This window comes from Pseudomonas sp. BMW13, assembly GCF_013357275.1.
In the GTDB taxonomy this organism is placed as follows: domain Bacteria; phylum Pseudomonadota; class Gammaproteobacteria; order Pseudomonadales; family Pseudomonadaceae; genus Aquipseudomonas; species Aquipseudomonas khazarica.
Map to the genome: position 1 here is coordinate 125,184 of NZ_SUKD01000020.1, position 20,650 is coordinate 145,833.

Annotated in this window: 22 protein-coding genes; all 22 read right to left on the bottom strand. The window is 65.2% G+C overall.

The window, feature by feature from the left end:
* Nucleotides 1–15 precede the first annotated feature (15 nt).
* Entirely contained in the window at nt 16–762 is a 747-nt protein-coding gene (gene fliA, locus E4487_RS16035) for an RNA polymerase sigma factor FliA (RefSeq protein ID WP_037050464.1), read from the bottom strand.
* Complete coding sequence (gene fleN, locus E4487_RS16040) at nt 759–1,589, bottom strand: flagellar synthesis regulator FleN (protein WP_167494315.1); 831 nt, start codon at nt 1,587–1,589, stop codon at nt 759–761. Before fleN ends, fliA begins: the two co-directional genes overlap by 4 nt.
* An 89-nt stretch (nt 1,590–1,678) precedes the next feature.
* Entirely contained in the window at nt 1,679–2,989 is a 1,311-nt protein-coding gene (gene flhF / locus E4487_RS16045) for a flagellar biosynthesis protein FlhF (protein WP_037050460.1), read from the bottom strand.
* An 11-nt stretch (nt 2,990–3,000) separates the two neighbouring features.
* Entirely contained in the window at nt 3,001–5,130 is a 2,130-nt protein-coding gene (gene flhA / locus E4487_RS16050) for a flagellar biosynthesis protein FlhA (RefSeq protein ID WP_371923174.1), read from the bottom strand.
* A 101-nt stretch (nt 5,131–5,231) separates the two neighbouring features.
* Nucleotides 5,232–6,368: a flagellar biosynthesis protein FlhB gene (gene flhB, locus E4487_RS16055; protein WP_037050454.1), complete on the bottom strand. Its 1,137-nt coding sequence runs from the start codon at nt 6,366–6,368 to the stop codon at nt 5,232–5,234.
* 9 nt (nt 6,369–6,377) lie between these two features.
* Complete coding sequence (gene fliR, locus E4487_RS16060; protein ID WP_037050451.1) at nt 6,378–7,154, bottom strand: flagellar biosynthetic protein FliR; 777 nt, start codon at nt 7,152–7,154, stop codon at nt 6,378–6,380.
* Nucleotides 7,155–7,166: 12 nt separating this feature from the next.
* The gene (fliQ, locus tag E4487_RS16065) at nt 7,167–7,436 is read right to left on the bottom strand and encodes a flagellar biosynthesis protein FliQ (protein WP_037050449.1); all 270 of its coding nucleotides are present in this window, start codon (nt 7,434–7,436) and stop codon (nt 7,167–7,169) included.
* Nucleotides 7,437–7,446: 10 nt separating this feature from the next.
* Nucleotides 7,447–8,232 (bottom strand): flagellar type III secretion system pore protein FliP, encoded by a 786-nt coding sequence (gene fliP, locus E4487_RS16070; protein WP_037050447.1) that lies wholly within the window; start codon nt 8,230–8,232, stop codon nt 7,447–7,449.
* Nucleotides 8,232–8,663 carry a flagellar biosynthetic protein FliO gene (gene fliO / locus E4487_RS16075; protein ID WP_175253832.1) on the bottom strand — a complete coding sequence of 144 codons (432 nt, stop codon included), beginning with the start codon at nt 8,661–8,663 and terminating at the stop codon, nt 8,232–8,234. Before fliO ends, fliP begins: the two co-directional genes overlap by 1 nt.
* Nucleotide 8,664: 1 nt before the next feature.
* On the bottom strand, nt 8,665–9,144 hold the full coding sequence (fliN, locus tag E4487_RS16080; protein ID WP_037050443.1) for a flagellar motor switch protein FliN: 480 nt from the start codon (nt 9,142–9,144) through the stop codon (nt 8,665–8,667).
* A 69-nt stretch (nt 9,145–9,213) separates the two neighbouring features.
* The gene (gene fliM, locus E4487_RS16085; RefSeq protein ID WP_037050440.1) at nt 9,214–10,185 is read right to left on the bottom strand and encodes a flagellar motor switch protein FliM; all 972 of its coding nucleotides are present in this window, start codon (nt 10,183–10,185) and stop codon (nt 9,214–9,216) included.
* A gap of 12 nt (nt 10,186–10,197) precedes the next feature.
* Nucleotides 10,198–10,719: a flagellar basal body-associated protein FliL gene (fliL, locus tag E4487_RS16090; protein WP_037050438.1), complete on the bottom strand. Its 522-nt coding sequence runs from the start codon at nt 10,717–10,719 to the stop codon at nt 10,198–10,200.
* A 301-nt stretch (nt 10,720–11,020) separates the two neighbouring features.
* Nucleotides 11,021–12,259, bottom strand: coding sequence for a flagellar hook-length control protein FliK (locus E4487_RS16095; RefSeq protein WP_037050435.1), 1,239 nt, complete (start codon nt 12,257–12,259; stop codon nt 11,021–11,023).
* A 66-nt stretch (nt 12,260–12,325) separates the two neighbouring features.
* A complete protein-coding gene (locus E4487_RS16100; protein WP_037050433.1) occupies nt 12,326–12,679 on the bottom strand; it encodes an Hpt domain-containing protein in 354 nt (117 codons plus the stop codon).
* Between the two features lie 30 nt (nt 12,680–12,709).
* Nucleotides 12,710–14,398, bottom strand: a complete 1,689-nt coding sequence (locus E4487_RS16105; RefSeq protein WP_175253833.1) for a fused response regulator/phosphatase — start codon at nt 14,396–14,398, stop codon at nt 12,710–12,712.
* 2 nt (nt 14,399–14,400) lie between these two features.
* The gene (locus E4487_RS16110; protein ID WP_037050427.1) at nt 14,401–14,706 is read right to left on the bottom strand and encodes an STAS domain-containing protein; all 306 of its coding nucleotides are present in this window, start codon (nt 14,704–14,706) and stop codon (nt 14,401–14,403) included.
* 84 nt (nt 14,707–14,790) lie between these two features.
* Nucleotides 14,791–15,240 carry a flagellar export protein FliJ gene (fliJ, locus tag E4487_RS16115; protein ID WP_037050425.1) on the bottom strand — a complete coding sequence of 150 codons (450 nt, stop codon included), beginning with the start codon at nt 15,238–15,240 and terminating at the stop codon, nt 14,791–14,793.
* 67 nt (nt 15,241–15,307) lie between these two features.
* The gene (fliI, locus tag E4487_RS16120; protein WP_134675532.1) at nt 15,308–16,654 is read right to left on the bottom strand and encodes a flagellar protein export ATPase FliI; all 1,347 of its coding nucleotides are present in this window, start codon (nt 16,652–16,654) and stop codon (nt 15,308–15,310) included.
* Entirely contained in the window at nt 16,644–17,444 is an 801-nt protein-coding gene (fliH, locus tag E4487_RS16125; protein ID WP_175253834.1) for a flagellar assembly protein FliH, read from the bottom strand. The genes fliI and fliH overlap by 11 nt, the downstream gene beginning before the upstream one ends.
* Before the next feature lie 3 nt (nt 17,445–17,447).
* Entirely contained in the window at nt 17,448–18,464 is a 1,017-nt protein-coding gene (gene fliG, locus E4487_RS16130; RefSeq protein ID WP_037050420.1) for a flagellar motor switch protein FliG, read from the bottom strand.
* Nucleotides 18,457–20,241: a flagellar basal-body MS-ring/collar protein FliF gene (gene fliF, locus E4487_RS16135; RefSeq protein WP_037050418.1), complete on the bottom strand. Its 1,785-nt coding sequence runs from the start codon at nt 20,239–20,241 to the stop codon at nt 18,457–18,459. Before fliF ends, fliG begins: the two co-directional genes overlap by 8 nt.
* A gap of 10 nt (nt 20,242–20,251) precedes the next feature.
* The gene (gene fliE, locus E4487_RS16140; RefSeq protein ID WP_037050415.1) at nt 20,252–20,581 is read right to left on the bottom strand and encodes a flagellar hook-basal body complex protein FliE; all 330 of its coding nucleotides are present in this window, start codon (nt 20,579–20,581) and stop codon (nt 20,252–20,254) included.
* Between the last annotated feature and the right edge of the window lie 69 nt (nt 20,582–20,650).

The window sequence follows — 20,650 nt, forward strand, 5'->3', positions numbered from 1 at the left end:
CGAGTACGCCGCTGTTCAGCCTGCGCGCCATTCACTCAGTCGCGAGCGCAGGCGTGCCGCGCACTGACTGTGCAGTTGGCTCACACGTGACTCGCTAACCCCCAGCACTTCACCGATTTCTTTCAAGTTCAGTTCTTCATCGTAATACAGCGCCAGCACGAGACGTTCACGCTCGGGCAAACCGGCGATGGCCTCGGCCAAAGCCGCCTGAAAGCGTTCGTCTTCGAGGTCCCGCGAAGGTTCGAGGTGGGTGTGCCCGGCGTCTTCGTGCAACCCGCCGTGCTCGCCATCCTGCAAGAGGTCGTCGAAGCTGAACAGACGGCTGCCCAAAGTGTCGCCAAGAATGCCGTAGTAATCCTCCAGACTCAATTGGAGTTCGGCAGCAACCTCGTGATCTTTAGCGTCGCGCCCGGTTCGGGCTTCGACTGCACGAATCGCATCGCTGACCATACGGCTGTTACGGTGCACGGAACGCGGCGCCCAATCGCCCTTGCGTACCTCGTCGAGCATGGCACCGCGAATGCGGATGCCGGCGAAGGTTTCGAAACTGGCACCCTTGCTGGAGTCGTATTTGCGCGAGGCCTCGAGCAGCCCGATCATCCCCGCCTGGATCAGATCATCGACCTGCACGCTGGCTGGCAGGCGTGCCAGCAGGTGGTAGGCGATGCGTTTGACCAGGGAGGCATAGCGCTCGATCAACTGGTGCTGGGAGTCCTGCGCCTGCGCCTTGTTGTACATACGAAGTCCAGAAGCTGCTGTCATACGGCACTGTCAGCCGTCGGTTGCTGCACCAGACGCTCGACGAAGAACTCCAGATGGCCGCGGGGGTTGGCCGGCAACGGCCAGGTGTCGACCTTCTGAGCAATCGCCTTGAACGCCAGGGCGCACTTGGATCGTGGGAACGCCTCATAGACGGCACGCTGCTTCTGCACGGCCTTGCGCACGCACTCGTCGTAGGGCACGGCGCCGACATACTGCAGGGCGACATCAAGAAAACGATCCGTCACCTTGGTCAGCTTAGCAAAGAGATTGCGCCCTTCCTGCGGACTGTGAGCCATGTTGGCCAGGACGCGGAAACGGCTGATGCCATGGTCACGGTTGAGCAGCTTGATCAGGGCGTAGGCATCGGTGATGGAGGTCGGTTCGTCGCACACCACCACGAGGATTTCCTGCGCCGCCCGGACGAAGCTGACCACCGCGTCGCCGATACCAGCGGCGGTGTCGATCACCAGGACATCGAGGTTCTCGCTGATGTCGCTGAATGCCTGGATCAGCCCGGCATGCTGCATCGGCGTGAGGCTGACCATGCTCTGCGTGCCCGACGCGGCCGGCACGATGCGAATGCCGCCCGGCCCCTGCAGCAGCACGTCACGCAGATCGCACTCGCCGGCGATCACATCGGCCAGGGTGCGCTTGGGCGTGAGCCCCAGCAGCACGTCGACGTTGGCCAGCCCCAGGTCGGCGTCCATCAGCATCACCCGCCGACCGAGGTCGGCCAGGGCCATGGACAGATTCACCGACACATTGGTCTTGCCGACGCCACCCTTGCCGCCGGTCACCGCAATCACCTGTACGGGATGCATACCCATGTTCTTTCTACACCTTGTCTAACTTCGACTTGACCATCAGGCCGTTCACTCCCGCGCTCATGCGCGAGAGGGTGCAACATTGTCGCCGTTCAGCCGGCGCGCTGCGCGGGCTGGTGATAGAGCCCGGCGAACAACTGCGCCATGGCGTCCTCACTCGGCTCCTCCGCAGACTGCAGGCCCACTGCGCGGCTGACCAGCTGGTGGCTGCGCGGTACCTGCAGGTCATCCGGAATGCGCGGCCCGTCTGTCACATAGGCTACCGGCAGATGCTGGCCTATAGCCAGACCCAATACCTCGCCCAGGCTCGCAGCCTCGTCCAGCTTGGTCAGTATGCAACCAGAAAGTCCGCAGCGCTTGTAACTATGGTAGGCCGCCTTGAGCACTTGGTTCTGACTCGTTGCCGCCAAAACCAGATAATTCTTCGACTTGATGCGTGGCGACGCCAGGCTCTCCAGCTGCAGACGCAGTGCCGGATCGTTACCCGGCAGGCCTGCGGTGTCGACCAGCACCACGCGTTTCTTGGCCAGCGGCGTCAGAGCCTGCAGCAGAGACTGACCGGGATCGACCTGGGTCACCGATACGCCAAGGATACGCCCAAGCGTCTTCAGTTGCTCCTGTGCGCCAATACGATAGCTGTCCATGCTCACCAGAGCGACCTGCTGCGCGCCGTACTTAAGCACGTAGCGCGCAGCCAGCTTGGCCAGCGTGGTGGTCTTGCCCATGCCGGCCGGACCGACCAGGGCGATCACCCCACCCTCTTCCAGCGGCTCGACCTTGGGCGTTCTGATCGCGTGAGCCAGGTGGGCCAGCAGCATGCGCCAGGCCTGACGCGGCTCGGCCACACCGGCCACCTTGCTCAGCAGGGCTTGCGACAGCTCGGCCGACAGGCCCATGCGCTGCAGGCGACGCCAGAGGTTGGCCTGCTGCGGACGACGATTCTGCAGCTGCCCCCAGGCGATGGACCCCAACTGGACTTCGATCAGCTCACGCAGACCATGCAGCTCGAAGCGCATCGCGTCCAGAGCCCGGGGATCGACCGCCGGTGCAGCGGCGACAGGCACCTCGAGCGGGCGCTGCGGCTTGACCGGCGTCGCCGGCAGCTCGGGCGCCAGCAGCGACTCGTTGGCGAACAACTGGCGATCCTTGCCGGCATCCTGTTCGGCACGGGTGGTCAGCTCGGCCTGGGCGCTGGCGATGCGCGCCTGGGTCTTGCGCAATTCGGCTTCCAGCGCCGGGTTCGGGCGTGCCGGTGCCGGCGCCTGGTAATCCAGTGCAGCCGTCAGCTCCACACCGCCAGCCACGCGGCGGTTGCCGATGATCGAGGCATCGGCGCCCAGTTCGTCACGCACCAGTTTCATGGCGGTCCGCATATCGGCGGCGAAGAAGCGTTTGACCTGCATGACCCTTTACCTCAGTTCTGGCCAACCGTAGCGACTATGGTGACCTGCTTGTTGTCCGGAATTTCCTGGTACGCCAGCACGTGCATGCTGGGTACCGCCAGCCGCGCGAAGCGCGAGAGCATCGCCCGGATCGGACCGGCCACCAGCAGGATCACCGGTTTGCCGAGCATTTCCTGGCGCTGCGCCGCATCCACCAGGGAACGCTGCAGCTTTTCAGCCATGCCGGGCTCGAGGAGGATGCCATCCTCGCTGCCCTGACCGGCCTTCTGCAGACTGTTCAGCAATATCTGTTCCAACCTTGGCTCCAGGGTGATCACAGGCAGCTCCGGCTCTAGTCCCACAATGCTTTGCACGATTGCGCGGGCCAGCGACACGCGGACTGCGGCGACCATCGCGGCGGGATCTTGACTCTTCGGCGCGACGTTGGCGATCGCCTCGGCGATGGTGCGGATATCGCGTACCGGCACCTGCTCCTGCAGCAGTGCCTGCAACACCTTGAGCAGGGTCGACAGCGACACCAGCCCCGGCACCAGCTCCTCGGCCAGCTTGGGCGAGCTCTTGGCCAGCAACTGCATGAGCTGTTGCACTTCCTCGTGACCGAGCAACTCGTGGGCGTGCTTGTGCAGGATCTGGTTGAGGTGAGTCGCGACCACCGTACTGGCGTCGACCACGGTGTAGCCGAGCGATTGCGCCTGATCACGCTGGCTGGGGTCGATCCATACCGCCTCCAGGCCGAACGCCGGATCCTTGGCGGCGATCCCATTGAGCGGGCCGAACACCTGGCCGGGGTTGATCGCCAGCTCCCGGTCGGGATAGACCTCCGCCTCGGCGACGCTGACGCCCATCAGCGTCAGGCGATAGGCGTTGGGCGCCAGGTCGAGGTTATCGCGGATGTGCACCGAGGGCATGAGAAAGCCCATTTCCTGCGAGAGCTTCTTGCGCACGCCCTTGATCCGCGCCAGCAGTTGGCCGCCCTGGTTGCGATCGACCAGCGGAATCAGGCGATAGCCCACCTCCAGGCCGACCATGTCCACCGGGGTGACGTCATCCCAGCCCAGTTCCTTGACCTCCTGGGCCTTCTGCGCCGGCAGCAGCTCCTGCTGACGCTGGACCTCCTTGACCTCCTCTTCCTTGGCCTTGCGCTGGCGATGGGCGATCCAGTACGCGCCACCGGCGGCGATCAGGCCCAGACCGATGAAGGAAAAGTGCGGCATGCCCGGCACCAGGCCCATGGCGATCATGATCGCTGCGGCCACGGCCAGCGCACGCGGCGAGGCGAACATCTGCCGGTTGACCTGCGCGCCCATGTCCTCGGAGGTGGACACGCGGGTCACCATCACCGCCGCTGCCGTGGACAGCAACAGGGAAGGAATCTGCGCCACCAGGCCGTCACCGATGGTCAGCAGGGTGTAGACCTTGCCGGCGTCGGAGAAGGCCAGGCTGTGCTGCAGCACGCCGATGGCGATACCGCCGATGAGGTTGATGAACAGGATCAGCAAACCGGCGATGGCGTCACCGCGGACGAACTTGCTGGCACCGTCCATGGAACCGTAGAAGTCGGCCTCCTGCGCCACTTCGCTGCGGCGCTTCTTGGCCTCGACCTGGTCGATGAGGCCGGCGTTGAGGTCGGCGTCGATGGCCATCTGCTTGCCGGGCATGGCATCCAGGGTGAAACGCGCGCTCACTTCAGAGATGCGCCCGGCACCCTTGGTGACCACCACGAAGTTGATGATCATGAGGATGGCGAACACCACGATACCGACCACGTAGTTGCCGCCGATCACCACCTCGCCGAAGGCCTGGATCACCTGCCCCGCCGCGCCATGCCCCTCGTGACCGTTGAGCAGCACCACACGCGTGGACGCCACGTTCAGCGCCAGGCGCAGCAGCGTCGCCGCCAGCAGGATGGTGGGGAACACGGCGAAATCCAGCGGTCGCAGGGCGTAGATGCTGACCAGCAGGACGACGATCGACAGGGCGATGCTGAAGGTGAACAGCACATCGAGCAGGAACGCCGGGATCGGCAGCATGACCATGCCGAGCATGACCAGCAGCAACAGCGGAATGCCCAGGTTGCCATGGCGCAAGCCTGCCAGGTTGCTGCGCACTTCACCGATTAACTGTGCTCGATCTACTGCCACGTGCCCTACCCCAACCATTCAATCTTTTGACGCGAGACTGCGCCCTAGAGGGGTAATGGCAAGAAGCGTTCCACAAATGCCGAAGCCGCGTACGACGCCGCTTACGTGTCGCGACGCAGGTCCGGCGGGATGGGCAGATCCGGCAGCGGTCCGGGGCGCTTGCCCTTGCCGGCGCGGTACTGACGCAGCTGGTAGACGTAGGCCAGCACCTGGGCCACCGCCAGGTACAGACCGGCAGGAATCTCCTGGTCCAGCTCGGTGGAGTAGTACACCGCCCGCGCCAGTGCCGGCGACTCCAGCACCATCACCTGGTGCTCCTGGGCGATTTCACGGATCTTCAGCGCCAGGAAGTCGCCACCCTTGGCCAGCAACATCGGCGCCCCACCCTTTTCCGGGTCGTATTTCAGCGCCACCGCGAAGTGGGTCGGGTTGGTGATCACCACGTCGGCCTGCGGCACCGACTGCATCATCCGCCGCTCGGCCATTTCCCGCTGCAGCTGGCGAATGCGGCCCTTGACCTCGGGCTTGCCTTCGGTGTCCTTGTACTCGTCACGCACTTCCTGCTTGGTCATCATCAGCTTCTGCTTGTGACTCCAGAGCTGGAACGGCACATCCACCGCCGCGATCAGGATCAGCCCGCAGGACAGCCAGAAAGCGCTCCAGCCGACGACCTTGAGGCTGTGCAGGATCGCCGGCTCGAGCGGCTCGTTGGCAATCGACAGCAGGTCGTCCTGGTCGACCGACAACACCAGCAGCGCCACAGCCAGGATCACCAGGAACTTGGCCAGCGCCTTGAGCAGCTCGACCAGCGCCTGCACGGAGAACATACGCTTGAGCCCGGCCAGCGGATTCATCCGGCTGGCCTTGGGCTGCAGGGCCTCGGCGGAGAACAGCCAGCCGCCCAGCGCGATCGGGCCGACCACCGAGGCGATCAGCAAGGCGATGAAGAACGGCTGCACCGCCACCAGGGCGGCCTTGCCGGAGGCCAGCAGGTGCAGGGCCATGCTGCCTTCGTTCATCAGCACGTCGCGCGGCAGGCTGAAGTTGCCGCGCATCACCCCTATCAGGGTATTGCCCATGTAGGCGCCGAAACTGATCAGCGCCACGGTGCCGGTGAGCGTCACCGCCAGCGTGTTGAGCTCCTTGGAGCGAGCGATCTGGCCTTTTTTCCGCGACTCCTCGAGCCGCTTGCCTGTGGGTTCCTCGCTCTTGTCGGCGCCGCTTTCGCTTTCAGCCATGCGGACTCCTCATCGCGTTTCGGCGAATTCGCCCAGCTGCTGCAGGGCGTCGCTGGCCAGCGCCTGGAACAGGCTGCCAAAGTCGGAAAGGCTGACCCAGAAGATCACCAGGCCCATGGCCAGGGTCAACGGGAAACCGATGGAGAAGATGTTCAACTGCGGCGCGGCGCGGGTCATCACGCCAAAGGCCAGGTTGATCACCAGCAGGGCGGTGACCGCCGGCAGCGTCAGCAGCAGCCCGGCACCGATGACCCAGCCGAGCTTGCCCGCCAGGGTCCAGTAGTGATCGACCATCAGCCCCTGCCCGTAAGGCAAGGTGACGAAGCTCTCGGCCAGCACCTCCAGCGCCACCAGGTGCCCGTTGATCGCCAGGAACAGCAGGGTCACCAGCATCAGCATGAACTGCCCGAGCACCGGCACCGAGACGCCGTTGGTTGGGTCGACCATCGAGGCGAAACCCAGGCCCATCTGCATGGCGATGATCTGCCCCGCGACGATGAAGAGGTGGAAGAACAGCTGCAGGACGAAGCCCAGCATGGCACCGATCAGCACCTGCTCGACGATCAGCAGCAGGCTGCGCAGGCTCAATGCGTCCACCTGCGGCATCGGCGGCAGGGTCGGCACCAGCACCACGCTGATGGCCAGCGCCAGGTACAGGCGCACGCGGGTCGGCACCAGCTGCGTACCGATGATCGGCATCACCATCAGCATCGCCGCGATACGGAACAACGGCAGCAGGAACTGGCCGACCCAGCCGCTGATCTGCGCATTGCTCAACTCCAGCATCGCCCCCTGCCCTCAACCGATCAGGTAGGGAATGTTCTGAATCAGCGTCTGGGTGTACTCCATCAGCTGACTCACCAACCAGGGACCGGCCCAGATCAGGGTGATCAGCATCACCATCAGGCGCGGCAGGAAACTCAGGGTCTGTTCGTTGATCTGCGTGGCGGCCTGGAACATCGCCACGATCAGGCCGACCACTAGGCTCGGCACCACCGCCAGGCCGACGATCAGGACGATCAGCCAGAGCGCTTCGCGAAACAGGTCAACCGCAATCTCGGGGGTCATGTGCGCCTCGCTATAAGGTGCCGAAGCTGGCGGCCAGGGTGCCCATGATCAGCGCCCAGCCATCGACCAGCACGAACAGCATGATCTTGAACGGCAGCGAGATGATCAGCGGCGACAGCATCATCATGCCCATGGCCATGAGGATACTGGCGACCACCATGTCGATGATCAGGAACGGGATGAAGATCATGAAGCCGATCTGGAAGGCCGTCTTCAGCTCGGACGTCACGAAGGCCGGCACCAGGATGGTCAGCGGCACGTCCTCGACACCGGCCAGGTCGGTACGCTTGGACAGGCGCACGAACAGCTCCAGATCGCTCTCGCGGGTCTGCGCCAGCATGAAGTCGCGGATCGGCCCCTCGGCACGCGTCAGCGCCTCCTGGGCGACGATCTCCTCGTTGAGATAGGGCTGCAGGGCGTCGCTGTTGATGCGGTCGAACACCGGCGCCATGATGAACATCGTGAGAAACAGCGCCAACCCCACCAGGATCTGGTTCGAGGGCGTCTGCTGCAGGCCGAGCGCCTGCCGCAGGATGGAGAACACGATGATGATCCGGGTGAAGCTGGTCATCAGCATGACGAACGCCGGGATGAAGCTCAGCGCGGTCATGATCAGCAGGATCTGCAGGCTGACCGAGTACTCCTGCTGGCCGTCCGCGTCCGTGGACAGGGTGATGGCCGGGATCGACAGCGGGCTGCTGCCCTGCTGGATCAGGCTATTGCCCGTGGGCGGATCCTCGGCGAACGCCAGCGAAGTGGCCAGGCTAAGCACCAGCACCAGCAACAGACGCAGCATCAGGATTTATCCTTCTGATCCTTGCCCAGCAGCTCCATCAGGCGCTGGGCGAACTCGGGGGTGGCGGGCTCGGCATCGCCCAGGTGCACCGGCTCCTTGAGCACATGCAGCGGCGCGATGCGCCCGGCGGACAGGCCCAGGAGGATCTGCTCGTTGCCCACCTGCACCAGCACCAGGCGATCGCGCGGCCCGAGCGGCTGGGTCGCCAGCAGCTTGATAACCTGGCCACCACGCGGTGCCAGCTGCTGCACACGGCGTAACAGCCAGGCCAGCAGGAAGATCAGGCCGATGACCAGCAACAGCCCCAGCAGCAACTGGCCGAGCTGGCCGGCCACATCGCTGCTGGCCATCGGCGTCGCGGCCTTGCCGGCAGACTCGGCGGCGACAACGACGCCAGGCAGCGCCAACAGCAACGCAAGGATTCGGCTCATGTCAGCGCAGCTTCTTGATGCGTTCGCTGGGGCTGATCACGTCGGTCAGGCGGATGCCGAACTTCTCGTTGACCACGACCACTTCGCCATGGGCGATCAGCGTACCGTTGACCAGCACGTCCAGCGGCTCGCCGGCCAGGCGATCGAGCTCGATCACCGAACCCTGGTTGAGCTGCAGCAGGTTGCGGATGGTGATGTCGGTGTTGCCGACCTCCATGGAGATGGACACCGGAATATCCAGAATCACATCCAGGTTGGGCCCTTCCAGGTTGACCGGCAGGTTGGGCGACGGCGGTGCGCTGCCGAACTCCTCCATCGGCGCACGCGGCGCGGCGGGCTGCGCAGGTTGTGCGGCCTCCTGCCCGGCCAGCATGGCGTCGATGTCGTCCTGCCCGGCGTCTTCACCGGCCTCGGCCAGCGCAGCAGCCCACTCGTCGGCCAGTGCCTGTTCCTCGGGGGAAGTGTTTTCTTCGTCTGCCATCGTCTTTCCTCGCCTGGCTTCAGCTATTCGTTCGCATCGGGCCAACCGGCCCACAGGGTTGCCGGCGCTTCAGCGCTGGCGTTCGATCGGGTCCAGCACCTGCAAGGCCAGGTTGCCCTTGTGGGCCCCCAGCTTGACCTTGAAGGTCGGCACGCCATTGGCGCGCATGATCACGTTGTCCGGCAGCTCCACCGGGATCACGTCTCCCGGCTGCATGTGCAGGATGTCGCGCAGCTTCAGCTGACGACGCGCCACCGTCGCGGACAGGGGCACGCTGACATCGAGGATGTCTTCGCGCAGGGCCTTGATCCAGCGCTCGTCCTGATCGTCGACATCGGACTGGAAGCCGGCGTCGAGCATCTCGCGGATCGGCTCGATCATCGAATACGGCATGGTGATGTGCAGGTCGCCGCCACCGCCGTCCAGTTCGATGTGGAAGGTGGAGACCACCACCACCTCGCTGGGGCTGACGATGTTGGCCAGCGCCGGGTTGACCTCCGAGTTGACGTACTCGAAGTTGATATCCATCACCGCGTGCCAGGCTTCGCGCAGATCGACGAAGGCCTGATCCAGCACCATGCGCACCACGCGCAGTTCGGTCGGGGTGAACTCGCGCCCTTCGATCTTGGCGTGGCGGCCGTCGCCGCCGAAGAAGTTGTCCACCAGCTTGAACACCAGCTTGGCATCGAGGATGAACAGCCCGGTGCCACGCAGCGGCTTCATCTTCACCAGGTTGAGGCTGGTCGGCACGTACAGCGAATGCACGTACTCACCGAACTTCATCACCTGCACGCCACCCACGGCGACGTCGGCGGAGCGCCGCAGCAGGTTGAACATGCTGATGCGGGTGTAACGGGCGAAGCGCTCGTTGATCATCTCCAGGGTCGGCATGCGCCCACGGACGATACGGTCCTGACTGGTCAGGTCATACTGCTTGACGCTCGTCGGATCGGCGGAGTCTTCGGTCTCGACCAACCCGTCGTCGACGCCATGCAGCAGCGCATCGATCTCGTCCTGGGAAAGCAGGTCTTGCACGGCCATGTTCGGCTCCCGCTACTGCAACACGAAATTGGTGAACAGCACCTGCTCGACCACAGTGCTGCCGGTTTCCTTCTGGGCCAGCTCCTGCACGCTGGCCAGCGCCTGCTGCAGGAGCATCTCCTTGCCCAGCGGCGTCTGCAGCGCGGCGAAATCCTGACCGGCGAGCAGCATCACCAACTGGTTGCGCAGCACCGGCATGTGCACCTTGAGCTTCTCCATCCCGGCAGCGTCACGCCCCATCAGCGCCATGCTGAGCTGCAGGTAGCGGGTGCGCCCCTGGTAGTTGAAGTTGACGACGAAGGCCGGCATCAGGTCCTGATACAGCGCCGGCTGGTGCCCCGGGGCGGCAGGCGCCTCGGCTTCGCTGGCCGCATGCTCCTCGGACTTGTCGCCCTTGCTGAGAATGAACCAGGTACCGCCAACGGACAGGCCGACAGCCAGCAACAGGCCCACCACGATGAGAATGATGAGTTTGAGCTTGCTCTTGCCGGCGGGTTGTCCCTCGGCCGCAGGTGCCGCTTCTTTCTTAGCCATGCCAATAATCCGTCACTTGTCGGAGTTTTGTCCGCTTTCAAAGGGTTAAGAGCAAGTGTTATGCCAGCATATGAGCAGGCTTGTCTAACTCCGGGCTGCGGATTTAACAGCGCCAGCCTCTTGCTGTCACCTCAAATGCAATCGCCCGGGTTGCCTGAATGGCTACCCGGGCGATTGCAAGTCTAGCGGAGTCACGCCGAACATCGGAGCCGGCGGCCTGTGGCGTGGCGCTCGTTTCGCTCGCGCCAGGCGGCCGCCGATGCCGCGCAGCGGGCCAGGACCGCAGCGTTTCGGCTACGTATCACGCGTAGTAGTCGACGAGCCCCCGACCACTGCTCAGGCGATCGCTGCGGATTTCCTGATGACCGACGGCCTGCCCCTCGTCACCGGCAAACAGGCCATCGCGCGCGCCGGAACCGCCGCGCCCGCCCTCGCCCTGGCCTTGCCCCTGCCAGCCACGGTTCAGCGACTGGTCGGAAACGTTGGCATCGGCCAGGTTCATGCCCTGTTGCGCGAACATCTCGCGCAAGCGATGCATCTGCCCTTCCAGCGCGTCACGCACACCGGCGTTGGGGCTGGCGAAGGTGACCTGGGCCTGGTCCTGAGTCATGTGCACCCGCACCTCGAGGCGCCCCAGGTCCGCCGGGTCGAGCTGGATCTCGGCAGACTTGAGGTTCTGGCTGGACAGCCACATGACCCGATCGACCACCGCCTCGCTCCAGCCGGCCTGCTGCATGGCCACCGGCTGGCCGGGTACCAGCGGCAGACGCTGCGCAGCGTTGGTCTGCTGGTTGAGGGCCTGGGTCAGCGCACTGAGCTTGCTGACGAACTGATCCGGACGATTGGGCTGGACGCTGTCCTTCAGGCTGTCCTGGACATCCTTGGCCAGGCTCTCCAGCGGCAGGTCCAGGGTGGACTCGTCAGTCGTCGTGGTCGACTCCTCGCCCTTGCCCATGGCGGCCATGGCGGCGGCGAAATCGGCACTGGCCACGGTCTTGGTGCTCTTGCTGACAGCCTCCTGCACCGGCGTAGGCTTGACCGCCAGTTCCTCCGGCTGCGAATCGAGCAGCGCCAGCGGGTCGAGCCCCTCTTCCTCCGTCACCGGCCCGGCCTCTTCGCCAGCGGCAGCGGCGGCGGCACCGGTGATCACCAGCGCCGCGGGCTCCAGCTCCTCATCGGGGAGCGCGGCCTCCTCGGTTTGCGGCTGCATACCGCCCAGGGCCATCGCCAGCAACGGGTCGAGTTCCTCCTCCCCGGTTTCCTCACTCGGCAAGGAATTGCCGGAGGCGGCAACCTCCGGCTGCTCAGCGGCAGCCGTGGCAGCGTCGGCCTCGGCCGTAGCCGGGCCGCTGCTCTGTTCTTGCTTGGGCTTCTCGGCATTGCCAGCACGCTCGCCAGGCTTGGCCTGGCGCTCCTTGGCATATACCTCGGCAAAGCTGGAAGCACCGTTCTTGCTGGGCTCCGGCGCTTTAGCCGGCTGCTTCGCTTTGCTCTTAACCTCAGGCGTGGCCTGCAGGCGCAGATCGGGCAACGCGGACATGGACGCTCTCCGTCTAATGGGTCGTGACGGTATCAGAGCAAAGGACGGGCCAACTCGTGCAATCGCCTAGACGCGATAACGCTGGCGCTCGGATTTGAGCAGGATGCGGACGATGGCGAACTCGCGCTCGATCTGCTCGATCAAGGCCGGCGCCAGCTCCATCGCCTCACGCCGCCCGGCGTCTTCGAGCTCCTTGCACAGGCCGGACAGCATCACCGCGCCCATGTTGCTGCAGCTGCCCTTGAAGCTGTGCGCAGCCAGGCGCAGCCCCTGCGGGTCGCCCTGCGCCTCGGCCTCGCGCAGCAGGCGCACGCGCTCCTCGGAGTCAGCCACGAAGGTATCGAGCAACGCCGGATATTCGGCTTCCATTACGTCCTGCAGGGCTGCCAGGACGGCATCGTCGAGATGGATATCGGACAACGGGTCACTCCCTGAACGACAGGACTGGCATTATGCCTCAGCAGACCAGCAAAACTCCACGCTGACGCCCCGGCCATCCGCGCAAAGGCCAAAACCATCACTGAGCTGGCGAACCAGGCCCAGACCGCGCCCACACAGGGCTTCATCACCGGCCGCATCGACCTCGTCCGGGTCGAATCCCGGCCCGCTGTCCTCGACCCGGATGATCAGCCGACCACCGGCCCCTTCGGGCAGCATCTGCAGGTGAAAACGCACGTAGCCATCCTGCAGCGCGCCCAGGCGCAGGCGGCGCTCGCGGTAGTATTCGGCAAAACCGCTGGCATCGCGCTTCAACGAGGAGTCCAGGCCCATCACGCCATGCTCCAGCGCGTTGGAGTAGAGCTCGGCAAGCACGGTGTACAGCTCGCCACCACGCGGCCTCAGCGCCTGCACGTCGAGCAGCAGCTGCAGCAGGTACGGCAAGGGATTGAAATGCCGCAGGCTGTGCGCCCGAAACTCGAAAGTCGCGGACCAGTCCTGCGCACTGCTCAAGCCACTGTCGGCGAACGCCAGCGGCCGGGGGCGCCCGTCATCCTCGGGCATCCCGACCTGAACCATGCTGACGTCGTCCTGCTGCTCGCCACGAAACGCCACCAGCGCCCGCTGGATTTCCTCGAACAACGCCGGTGGCTGGCGGTTGGCGTCCAGCAGCTCCAGCAGGCGCTGCTCGCCGAACAGCTCGCCCTGCTGATCGCAGGCCTCCAGCACGCCGTCGCTGAGCAGGAAGACCCGATCGCCCAGCTCCAGCGGATAGACCTCGCAACGATCGCTGAACGCGGCGGGGTCGAGAATGCCCAGCGGCAGGTGGCGCGATACCAGCGGCTGCCGCGGCCGGCCATCGGCATGCAGCAGGTAGCCGTCGGGCAGGCCGCCGTTCCACACCTCCAGCAGACCGCGCTTGCTGCTGATGTTGAGCATGGTGGCGCAACAGAACACCCCCACCGGCAGGATGCGCTTGAGCTTGGCGTTGATCTCGCGAAGGATCTCGGCGAGCGCATGGCCCTTGGCGGTCATGCCATAGAACACCTCGGCCAGCGGCATCGCACCGATGGCCGCCGGCAATCCGTGGCCGGTGAAATCGCCAAGCATCACGTGCATGCCGCCCGACGGCTTGTAGGCCGCCAGCAGCAGGTCACCGTTGAACAGCGCGTAGGGCGATTGCAGGTAGCGTATGTTCGGCGCGGCCAGGCAGCCGGAATGCGCCACCTTGTCGAACACCGCCTTGGCCACGTGCTGCTCGCGCAGCAGGTGCTCGTTGTGCCGGGCGATCAGGTCACGCTGCTGCAACACCGTGTCGTGCAGGCGGCGCAGGCGATCCATGGCGCCGATCTTGGCTTCCAGGATCACCCGGTTGTAGGGCTTGGCGAGAAAGTCGTCGCCACCGGCCTCCAGGCAGCGAACCAGCGCCTCGCCCTCGGTCAGCGAGGTGAGAAAGATGATCGGAACCAGCGCCTCGCCGGTCTTCTGCTTGATCCGCCGGGCCGCCTCGAAGCCATCCATCACCGGCATCAGCGCGTCCATCAGCACCAGGTGCGGACGTTCCTCCTCGAACAGGGCGACCGCCTCGAGGCCATTGCTGGCGGTCGTCACGCGATGCCCCTGGCGACTGACGATGGTCGACAGCAGCATGCGATCGGCCGCGTTGTCCTCGGCAATCAGGATCGACAGACGATCAGGCATGCTCAGGTGATCTGGAACAACTGCTCGAAGTTGGAAATAGCGAGGATCTTGCGAACGTCGCTACTGCAGTTGAGCAGGCGGATCTCCGCGGCATCGCCACCGGCATGGTCGCGCAGCAGCAGGAGCATGCCCAGCGCCGAGCTGTCCAGGTAGCTGGTGTCGCGCAGGTCGACCTGATAGCGCTTGGGCGTGATGTTGACGCGCTCGTAGGCGTCACGGAATTCCTGGTGGGAGGCGAAGTCGAAGCGTCCTCGAATCACGATGGTCAGCTCTTGCCCGTCCGCGGACGGTTGCGAGGTAATGGCCATGTCTACTCCTTTGTCGAGACTCTGCCAGATAAGGTGGTTCACGTCTCAAGGTGTAGCACCTGCCCGGCGCCGAAACAACTCCGTTCAGGGTTCGCCGCGATCGATCAGGCGCTGCGCCAGCTCATCGAGCAGCTTCTGCTCGCGTCGATCCTCGGCCAGACGCGCCTCGTCGATATAGCGCTGGACCAGCTTGCGCAGCCCTTCCAGCCGCGCGTAGCGCTGCTGCCAGAGCGCCCGAGCCTTCTCCATGTTGGCGCGGTGCCATTCGAGACTCTGCTGCTGCTGCCCGACGGCCGTCTCCAGCTGCGAGAGAAAGCGCTGGTAGTTCATCAGCCACTGCCCGGAGACGCCCTTGCTGCCTTCGCTGATCCACTGCTGCTGGTAATCGCCACGAAAGCGCTCCAGCTCGCCCAGCTTGGCTTCGGCCTGGCCGACCAGGCCCCGGCAGTGCCCCAGCTGGCGGGCGGCCTCGCGCTCGGCCTTCTCCGCCATGTCGACCACCGGCTGCAGGCGCTTGGCTCGACTCAGGCTCATGCCGCAGTGCCCCCTGCGGCAGCGTCCAGGCAGCGCAGCGTCGGCTCAGGAACCATGTCTCGCCCCGTCACTGCCCCAGCACACCGGCCAGTTGTTCGCGACTCTGCGCCATGCCGACGCTCTCGCCGAGCCCCTGACGCAGGTACTGGGCCATCTGCGGCTGCCGCGCGATGGCCAGGTCGGTATCGGCGTCGCCACCAGGGACGTAGGCACCGACGCTGATCAGGTCGCGGCTCTGCTGGAAGCGCGACCACAGCTGCTTGAAGCGTTGCGCCTGCTTGAGCTGCTCGGCGGGCACCACCTGCGGCATCACCCGGCTGATGGAGGACTCGATGTCGATGGCCGGATAATGCCCCTCCTCGGCCAGCCGGCGGGACAGGACGAAGTGCCCGTCGAGCACACCGCGCGCCGCATCGGCGATGGGGTCCTGCTGGTCATCGCCTTCGCTCAGCACGGTGTAGAACGCGGTGATCGAACCACCGCCGGCCTCGGCATTGCCGGCACGCTCGACCAGCTTGGGCAGCTTGGCGAACACCGACGGTGGATAGCCCTTGGTCGCGGGCGGCTCGCCGATGGCCAGGGCGATCTCCCGCTGGGCCTGGGCATAGCGGGTCAGCGAATCCATCAGCAGCAGCACGTTCTTGCCCTTGTCGCGAAAGTACTCGGCGATACGCGTGCAGTACTGCGCCGCACGCAGGCGCATCAGCGGCGCATCGTCGGCAGGCGAGGCGACCACGACGGAACGCTTGAGCCCCTCCTCGCCGAGGATTTCGTCGATGAACTCCTTCACCTCGCGCCCACGTTCGCCGATCAGGCCGACGACGATGATCTCGGCTTCGGTGAAGCGGGTCATCATCCCGAGCAACACCGACTTGCCCACGCCGGTACCGGCGAACAGGCCCAGGCGCTGGCCACGCCCGACGGTCAGCAGGCCGTTGATGGTGCGGATGCCGACATCCAGTGGCTGGCTGATGGGGTCACGGTTGAGCGGGTTGATCATGGGGCCATCCATCGGCACCCAGTCCTCGGCTTTCATGCCGCCCTTGCCGTCCAGGGCCCTGCCGGCACCATCGAGCACCCGGCCGAGCATCGACATGCCCATCGGCAGGCGGCCCGCATCCGGCAGCGGCACGACACGTGCGCCCGGCGCGATGCCGGCCAGACTGCCGACCGGCATCAGGTAGATCTTGCCGCCGGAGAAGCCCATGACCTCGGCCTCGACCTGCACCGGGTGGTAGCTGTCATCGTTGATCACCAGGCAGCGGCTGCCGATTGCCGAGCGCAGCCCCTCGGCCTCCAGCGTCAGGCCGACCATGCGCAGCAGGCGGCCTTCGAGGATCGGCTGGCTGGGCAGGTTGATGGCGTCGCTGTAGCCCTCCAGGCGCCGCGCGAAGCTCACCCGGTCAAGGCGCATCGGAGTTTTCCAGGTCCAGGTTGATGTCCGCCTCGGGCGGCTGGGTCGCCTGTGCACGCTGTTGCTCGAACAGCTGCTTGAGCGCCTGTGCCATGCGCGTTTCGACGCTGGCGTCGATCTGGCTGTGCTCGGATTCGATACGGCAGCCGCCAGGCAGCAGGCCGTCGTCCTCGAGAATGCGCCAGTCTTCTTCATGGCGCTCGCGCAGGGCCTTGATCGTCTCGAAGTCCTGCGGGTTGATCTGGATACGGATGTTGTCCGCGCCCATCGGCAGCAGCTTGAGCGCCTCGCGCAACACCTGGCGAATCTGGCTGGAATCGGTGTTCAGCTCGCGCTGGATCACCTCGCGCACCATGTGGCTGACCAGGCGCACCAGGGCGACCTCGACCTGCTGGTCCTGCTCGGCGATCGGCTCCAGCAACTGTTGCATGAGTTTCTCGAGGCCGTCGATCTTGAGCGCCAGGGCGGCGTCGGCCTCCTGCTTGGCCTTGAGCTGGCCGGCATGAAAACCGTCCTTCTCGCCGGTGGCGAACCCTTCGTTGTAGGCGTCCTGGCGGATCGCCTCCACCTCGTCGAGCGTCAGGGGTTTGACATCCTCGAGCGCCACCTCTTCGACCTGCGCCGCCTCGTCCACCTCCGCTTCGGCAGCCGGCGCCGGCTCTTCGACGGTTGGCTCGGCTTCGGCCTGCGCGTCTCCGGGCGGGTCGAAACTGGGCAATGCCCAACGGTCGAACGTGCCAAGATCCTTGGCACGAATCAGCTCGCTCTCCGGCTCCTTGGTCACCGACATGGCTTAGACCATTTCCTCGCCGCCCTTGCCGCCGAGCACGATCTCGCCGGCTTCGGCCATACGGCGAGCGATGGTGAGGATTTCCTTCTGCGCCGCTTCGACGTCGCTGACGCGCACCGGCCCCTTGGCCTCCAGGTCGTCGCGCAGCAGTTCCGCGGCGCGCTTGGACATGTTCTTGAAGACCTTTTCCTTGATCGCATCGTCGGCGCCCTTGAGCGCCAGTACCAGCACCTCGGACGACACCTCGCGCATCAGCGCCTGGATGCCGCGGTCGTCGACGTCCGCCAGGTTGTCGAACACGAACATGAGGTCCTCGATCTGCGTCGACAGGTCTTCGTCCACCTCGCGGATCGAGTCCATCAGCTGGCCTTCCACCGAGCTGTCGAGGAAGTTCATGATGTCCGCCGCACGCTTGACCCCACCCATGGTGGCGCGCGAGGTGTTGGCGCTGCCGGAGAACTGCTTCTCGAGAATCTGGTTGAGTTCCTTGAGCGCCGAAGGCTGCACGGTGTTGAGCGAGGACACGCGCAGGATGATGTCCAGGCGCACCTTGTGATCGAAGTGGCTGAGCACTTCGCCGGCCTGGTCCGGATCGAGGTAGGCGACGACGATGGCCTGGATCTGCGGGTGCTCGTAGCGGATCACGTCCGCCACCGCACGCGGCTCCATCCACTTGAGGCTGTCCAGGCCACTGGTGCTGCCGCCGAGCAGGATGCGGTCGATCAGGTTGCCGGCCTTGTCCTCGCCCAGTGCCGCGGTGAGCATCTTGCGGATGTAGCCGTCGGAACCGACGCCCAGGCTGGTCTGGTCGCCGACGATCTCGACGAACTCGCCCATAACCTGCTCGACCTGCTCGCGGTGGATGTTGCGCATGCCGGCCATGGCCACGCCGACGCGCTGCACTTCCTTGGGCCCGAGATGGCGCAGCACCTGCGCGGCATCGGTCTCACCCAGCGACAGCAGCAGGATCGCGGCCTTGTCGACCTTGGTCAGCTTGGTAGCGGTACGATTGTCACTCATCGGCGTTGATCCACTCTTTCACTACCTGGGCAACGCGGCCCGGATCTTCCGCCACCAGGCTCTTGATGGCGTTCAGTTGTGCATCATACCCCTCACTGGGACTGGGGAGCATTATGCTCTGCGGCCCGCCCAGACTGACGCGATCGTCGGACAGCTCGCCATCCAGTCCGGCCATCTCGCCCAGTTCCACGTCGCCGCCCTTGCCCTGCTCGCCGCCCTTGCCGCCGCCGGTGATGTTGTTCAGCACCGGGCGCAGCACGCCGAACACCAGGACCAGGATGAACAGTACGCCGAGCACCTGCTTGACGATGTCCCAGAACCAGGGCTGGGTGTAGAACGGGATATCCGGAATCTCTTCGCCGATGGACGCGGTGAACGCGGTGTTGATCACGCTGACGCTGTCCCCGCGGCTGGCATCGAAGCCGACCGAGTCCTGCACGAGACGGGTGAAACGCGCCAGGTCGTCGGCACTCCACGGAACGCGGGTGGTCTCGCCCGTCGCCGGGTCGACACGCACCTGGTCATCCACCACCACCGCGACCGACAGGCGACGCAGGCGCCCCTGCTGCTGCTTGGTGTAGCTGACCGAACGATCCAGCTCGAAATTGCGCGTGGACTGCTCGCGCTTGTCCGCCGGGTAAGGCGCCAGCATCGGCTGGCCGGTGGCCGGATCGGTGATCTGCTGGCCATTGGCATCCACCAGCGGCTGCCCGGCGGCTACCGGCCCGGCAGGTGCCGCGGCGGCAGCGGCCTGCTGCGGCGCGGCAGCCGGACCCGGCGGCTGATTGGACAGTGCGCCCGGCACGCCCTGCGGCGGCAGGCTGCTCTGGCGCTGTTCGTTGACCTGCTGTTCGCTGCGCAGGGCCGGCTGGTCCGGGTTGAACATCTCGGAGGTGGACTCGACCGCACTGAAATCCACGTCGGCAGACACTTCGGCCTTGTAGCGCCCGGTGCCCAGCACCGGCTGCAGGATGTTGTGCACGCGCTGGGTGAACAGCGTTTCCATACGACGGGTGTAGTCGAACTGCTTGCCCGCCATGGTCAGCTCGGACAGCTCCTGCTGGTCGGAGAGCAGATTGCCCTTCTGGTCGACCACGGTGACCTGGCCCTTGTCCAGTTCCGGCACGCTGGTGGCGACCAGGTTGACGATGGCCATGACCTGGCTGGGCTCCAGCGCGCGGCCCGGGTACAGCTCCACCAGAACCGAGGCGGAAGGCTTGCGCTCGTCACGCACGAACACCGAGGCTTTGGGCATGGCCAGGTGCACGCGCGCAGCCTTGACGTTGTTGAGGCTGGCCACGGTGCGCGCCAGTTCGCCCTCGAGGCCACGGCGGTAACGGGTCGCTTCCATGAACTGGCTGGTGCCCAGGCCCTGCTCACGGTCGAGAATCTCGAAGCCGACACTGGTGTCGGTCGGCGCCACTCCGGCGGCGGCAAGGCGCATGCGCGCACGCGCCAGATCGTCGGCCTTGACCAGCAGGGCGCCGGAATTGGGTTCGATGGTGTAGTCGATGCCGGACGCCGCCAGCGTGTCGACCACCTGGGTGGCGTCCATCCCGTTCAGGCTGCCGTACAGCGGACGATAGTCCGGTTGCTGCGACCAGAGCACCACGGCAAAGCCGATCGCCACGCTGGCGGCCAGGCCGACCAGCAGGCCGAGCTGGCGCAGCACCGACATTTCCGCGAGGTTTTCCAGGAAGCTAAGACCCAGCAGCGGCTTCTTGGGCTCGCCTGCGTCAGCCTTGGCCGGGACGTTTGCTACTGCTGCTTCAGCCATGAATCAACCCTCAGACCGGCATCTGCATGATGTCTTGATAAGCCTGGACCAGCTTGTTACGCACCTGGGTCATGGCCTGGAAGGATACGCTGGCTTTCTGCGAGGCGATCATCACGTCGGTCAGGTCGACCCCGCTCTGGCCCATCTCGAAAGCGGTAGCCAGCTTGTTGGAAGCCTGCTGGGTTTCGTTGACCTTGTTCACCGCCTGGCCAAGCATCTCCGAGAAGCTCGGCGCCCCGGCCACTGGCTCGCTGACAGCAGGCTTCTGCCGGGCCATGGCCTCGGCCTGCATGGCACGCATTTCCAGCATCAAGCGATTGAATTCAACACCCTGACTCATGACATCCTCCACTGCCCGCTTTTTGACGCTAGCGGTGCTTTGCAGGGGTATCTGCAACAAGGGTGCCAA

Excerpts from the sequence above, each read along its gene's own strand:
- fliA (WP_037050464.1), bottom strand. The coding sequence starts at position 762 with ATGACAGCAGCTTCTGGACTTCGTATGTACAACAAGGCGCAGGCGCAG.
- fleN (WP_167494315.1), bottom strand. The coding sequence starts at position 1,589 with ATGGGTATGCATCCCGTACAGGTGATTGCGGTGACCGGCGGCAAGGGT.
- flhF (WP_037050460.1), bottom strand. The coding sequence starts at position 2,989 with ATGCAGGTCAAACGCTTCTTCGCCGCCGATATGCGGACCGCCATGAAA.
- flhB (WP_037050454.1), bottom strand. The coding sequence starts at position 6,368 with ATGGCTGAAAGCGAAAGCGGCGCCGACAAGAGCGAGGAACCCACAGGC.
- fliR (WP_037050451.1), bottom strand. The coding sequence starts at position 7,154 with ATGCTGGAGTTGAGCAATGCGCAGATCAGCGGCTGGGTCGGCCAGTTC.
- fliQ (WP_037050449.1), bottom strand. The coding sequence starts at position 7,436 with ATGACCCCCGAGATTGCGGTTGACCTGTTTCGCGAAGCGCTCTGGCTG.
- fliP (WP_037050447.1), bottom strand. The coding sequence starts at position 8,232 with ATGCTGCGTCTGTTGCTGGTGCTGGTGCTTAGCCTGGCCACTTCGCTG.
- fliO (WP_175253832.1), bottom strand. The coding sequence starts at position 8,663 with ATGAGCCGAATCCTTGCGTTGCTGTTGGCGCTGCCTGGCGTCGTTGTC.
- fliN (WP_037050443.1), bottom strand. The coding sequence starts at position 9,144 with ATGGCAGACGAAGAAAACACTTCCCCCGAGGAACAGGCACTGGCCGAC.
- fliM (WP_037050440.1), bottom strand. The coding sequence starts at position 10,185 with ATGGCCGTGCAAGACCTGCTTTCCCAGGACGAGATCGATGCGCTGCTG.
- fliL (WP_037050438.1), bottom strand. The coding sequence starts at position 10,719 with ATGGCTAAGAAAGAAGCGGCACCTGCGGCCGAGGGACAACCCGCCGGC.
- E4487_RS16095 (WP_037050435.1), bottom strand. The coding sequence starts at position 12,259 with ATGTCCGCGTTGCCCGATCTGCGCCTGCAGGCCACGCCTGAGGTTAAG.
- E4487_RS16105 (WP_175253833.1), bottom strand. The coding sequence starts at position 14,398 with ATGCCTGATCGTCTGTCGATCCTGATTGCCGAGGACAACGCGGCCGAT.
- E4487_RS16110 (WP_037050427.1), bottom strand. The coding sequence starts at position 14,706 with ATGGCCATTACCTCGCAACCGTCCGCGGACGGGCAAGAGCTGACCATC.
- fliJ (WP_037050425.1), bottom strand. The coding sequence starts at position 15,240 with ATGAGCCTGAGTCGAGCCAAGCGCCTGCAGCCGGTGGTCGACATGGCG.
- fliI (WP_134675532.1), bottom strand. The coding sequence starts at position 16,654 with ATGCGCCTTGACCGGGTGAGCTTCGCGCGGCGCCTGGAGGGCTACAGC.
- fliH (WP_175253834.1), bottom strand. The coding sequence starts at position 17,444 with ATGTCGGTGACCAAGGAGCCGGAGAGCGAGCTGATTCGTGCCAAGGAT.
- fliG (WP_037050420.1), bottom strand. The coding sequence starts at position 18,464 with ATGAGTGACAATCGTACCGCTACCAAGCTGACCAAGGTCGACAAGGCC.
- fliF (WP_037050418.1), bottom strand. The coding sequence starts at position 20,241 with ATGGCTGAAGCAGCAGTAGCAAACGTCCCGGCCAAGGCTGACGCAGGC.
- fliE (WP_037050415.1), bottom strand. The coding sequence starts at position 20,581 with ATGAGTCAGGGTGTTGAATTCAATCGCTTGATGCTGGAAATGCGTGCC.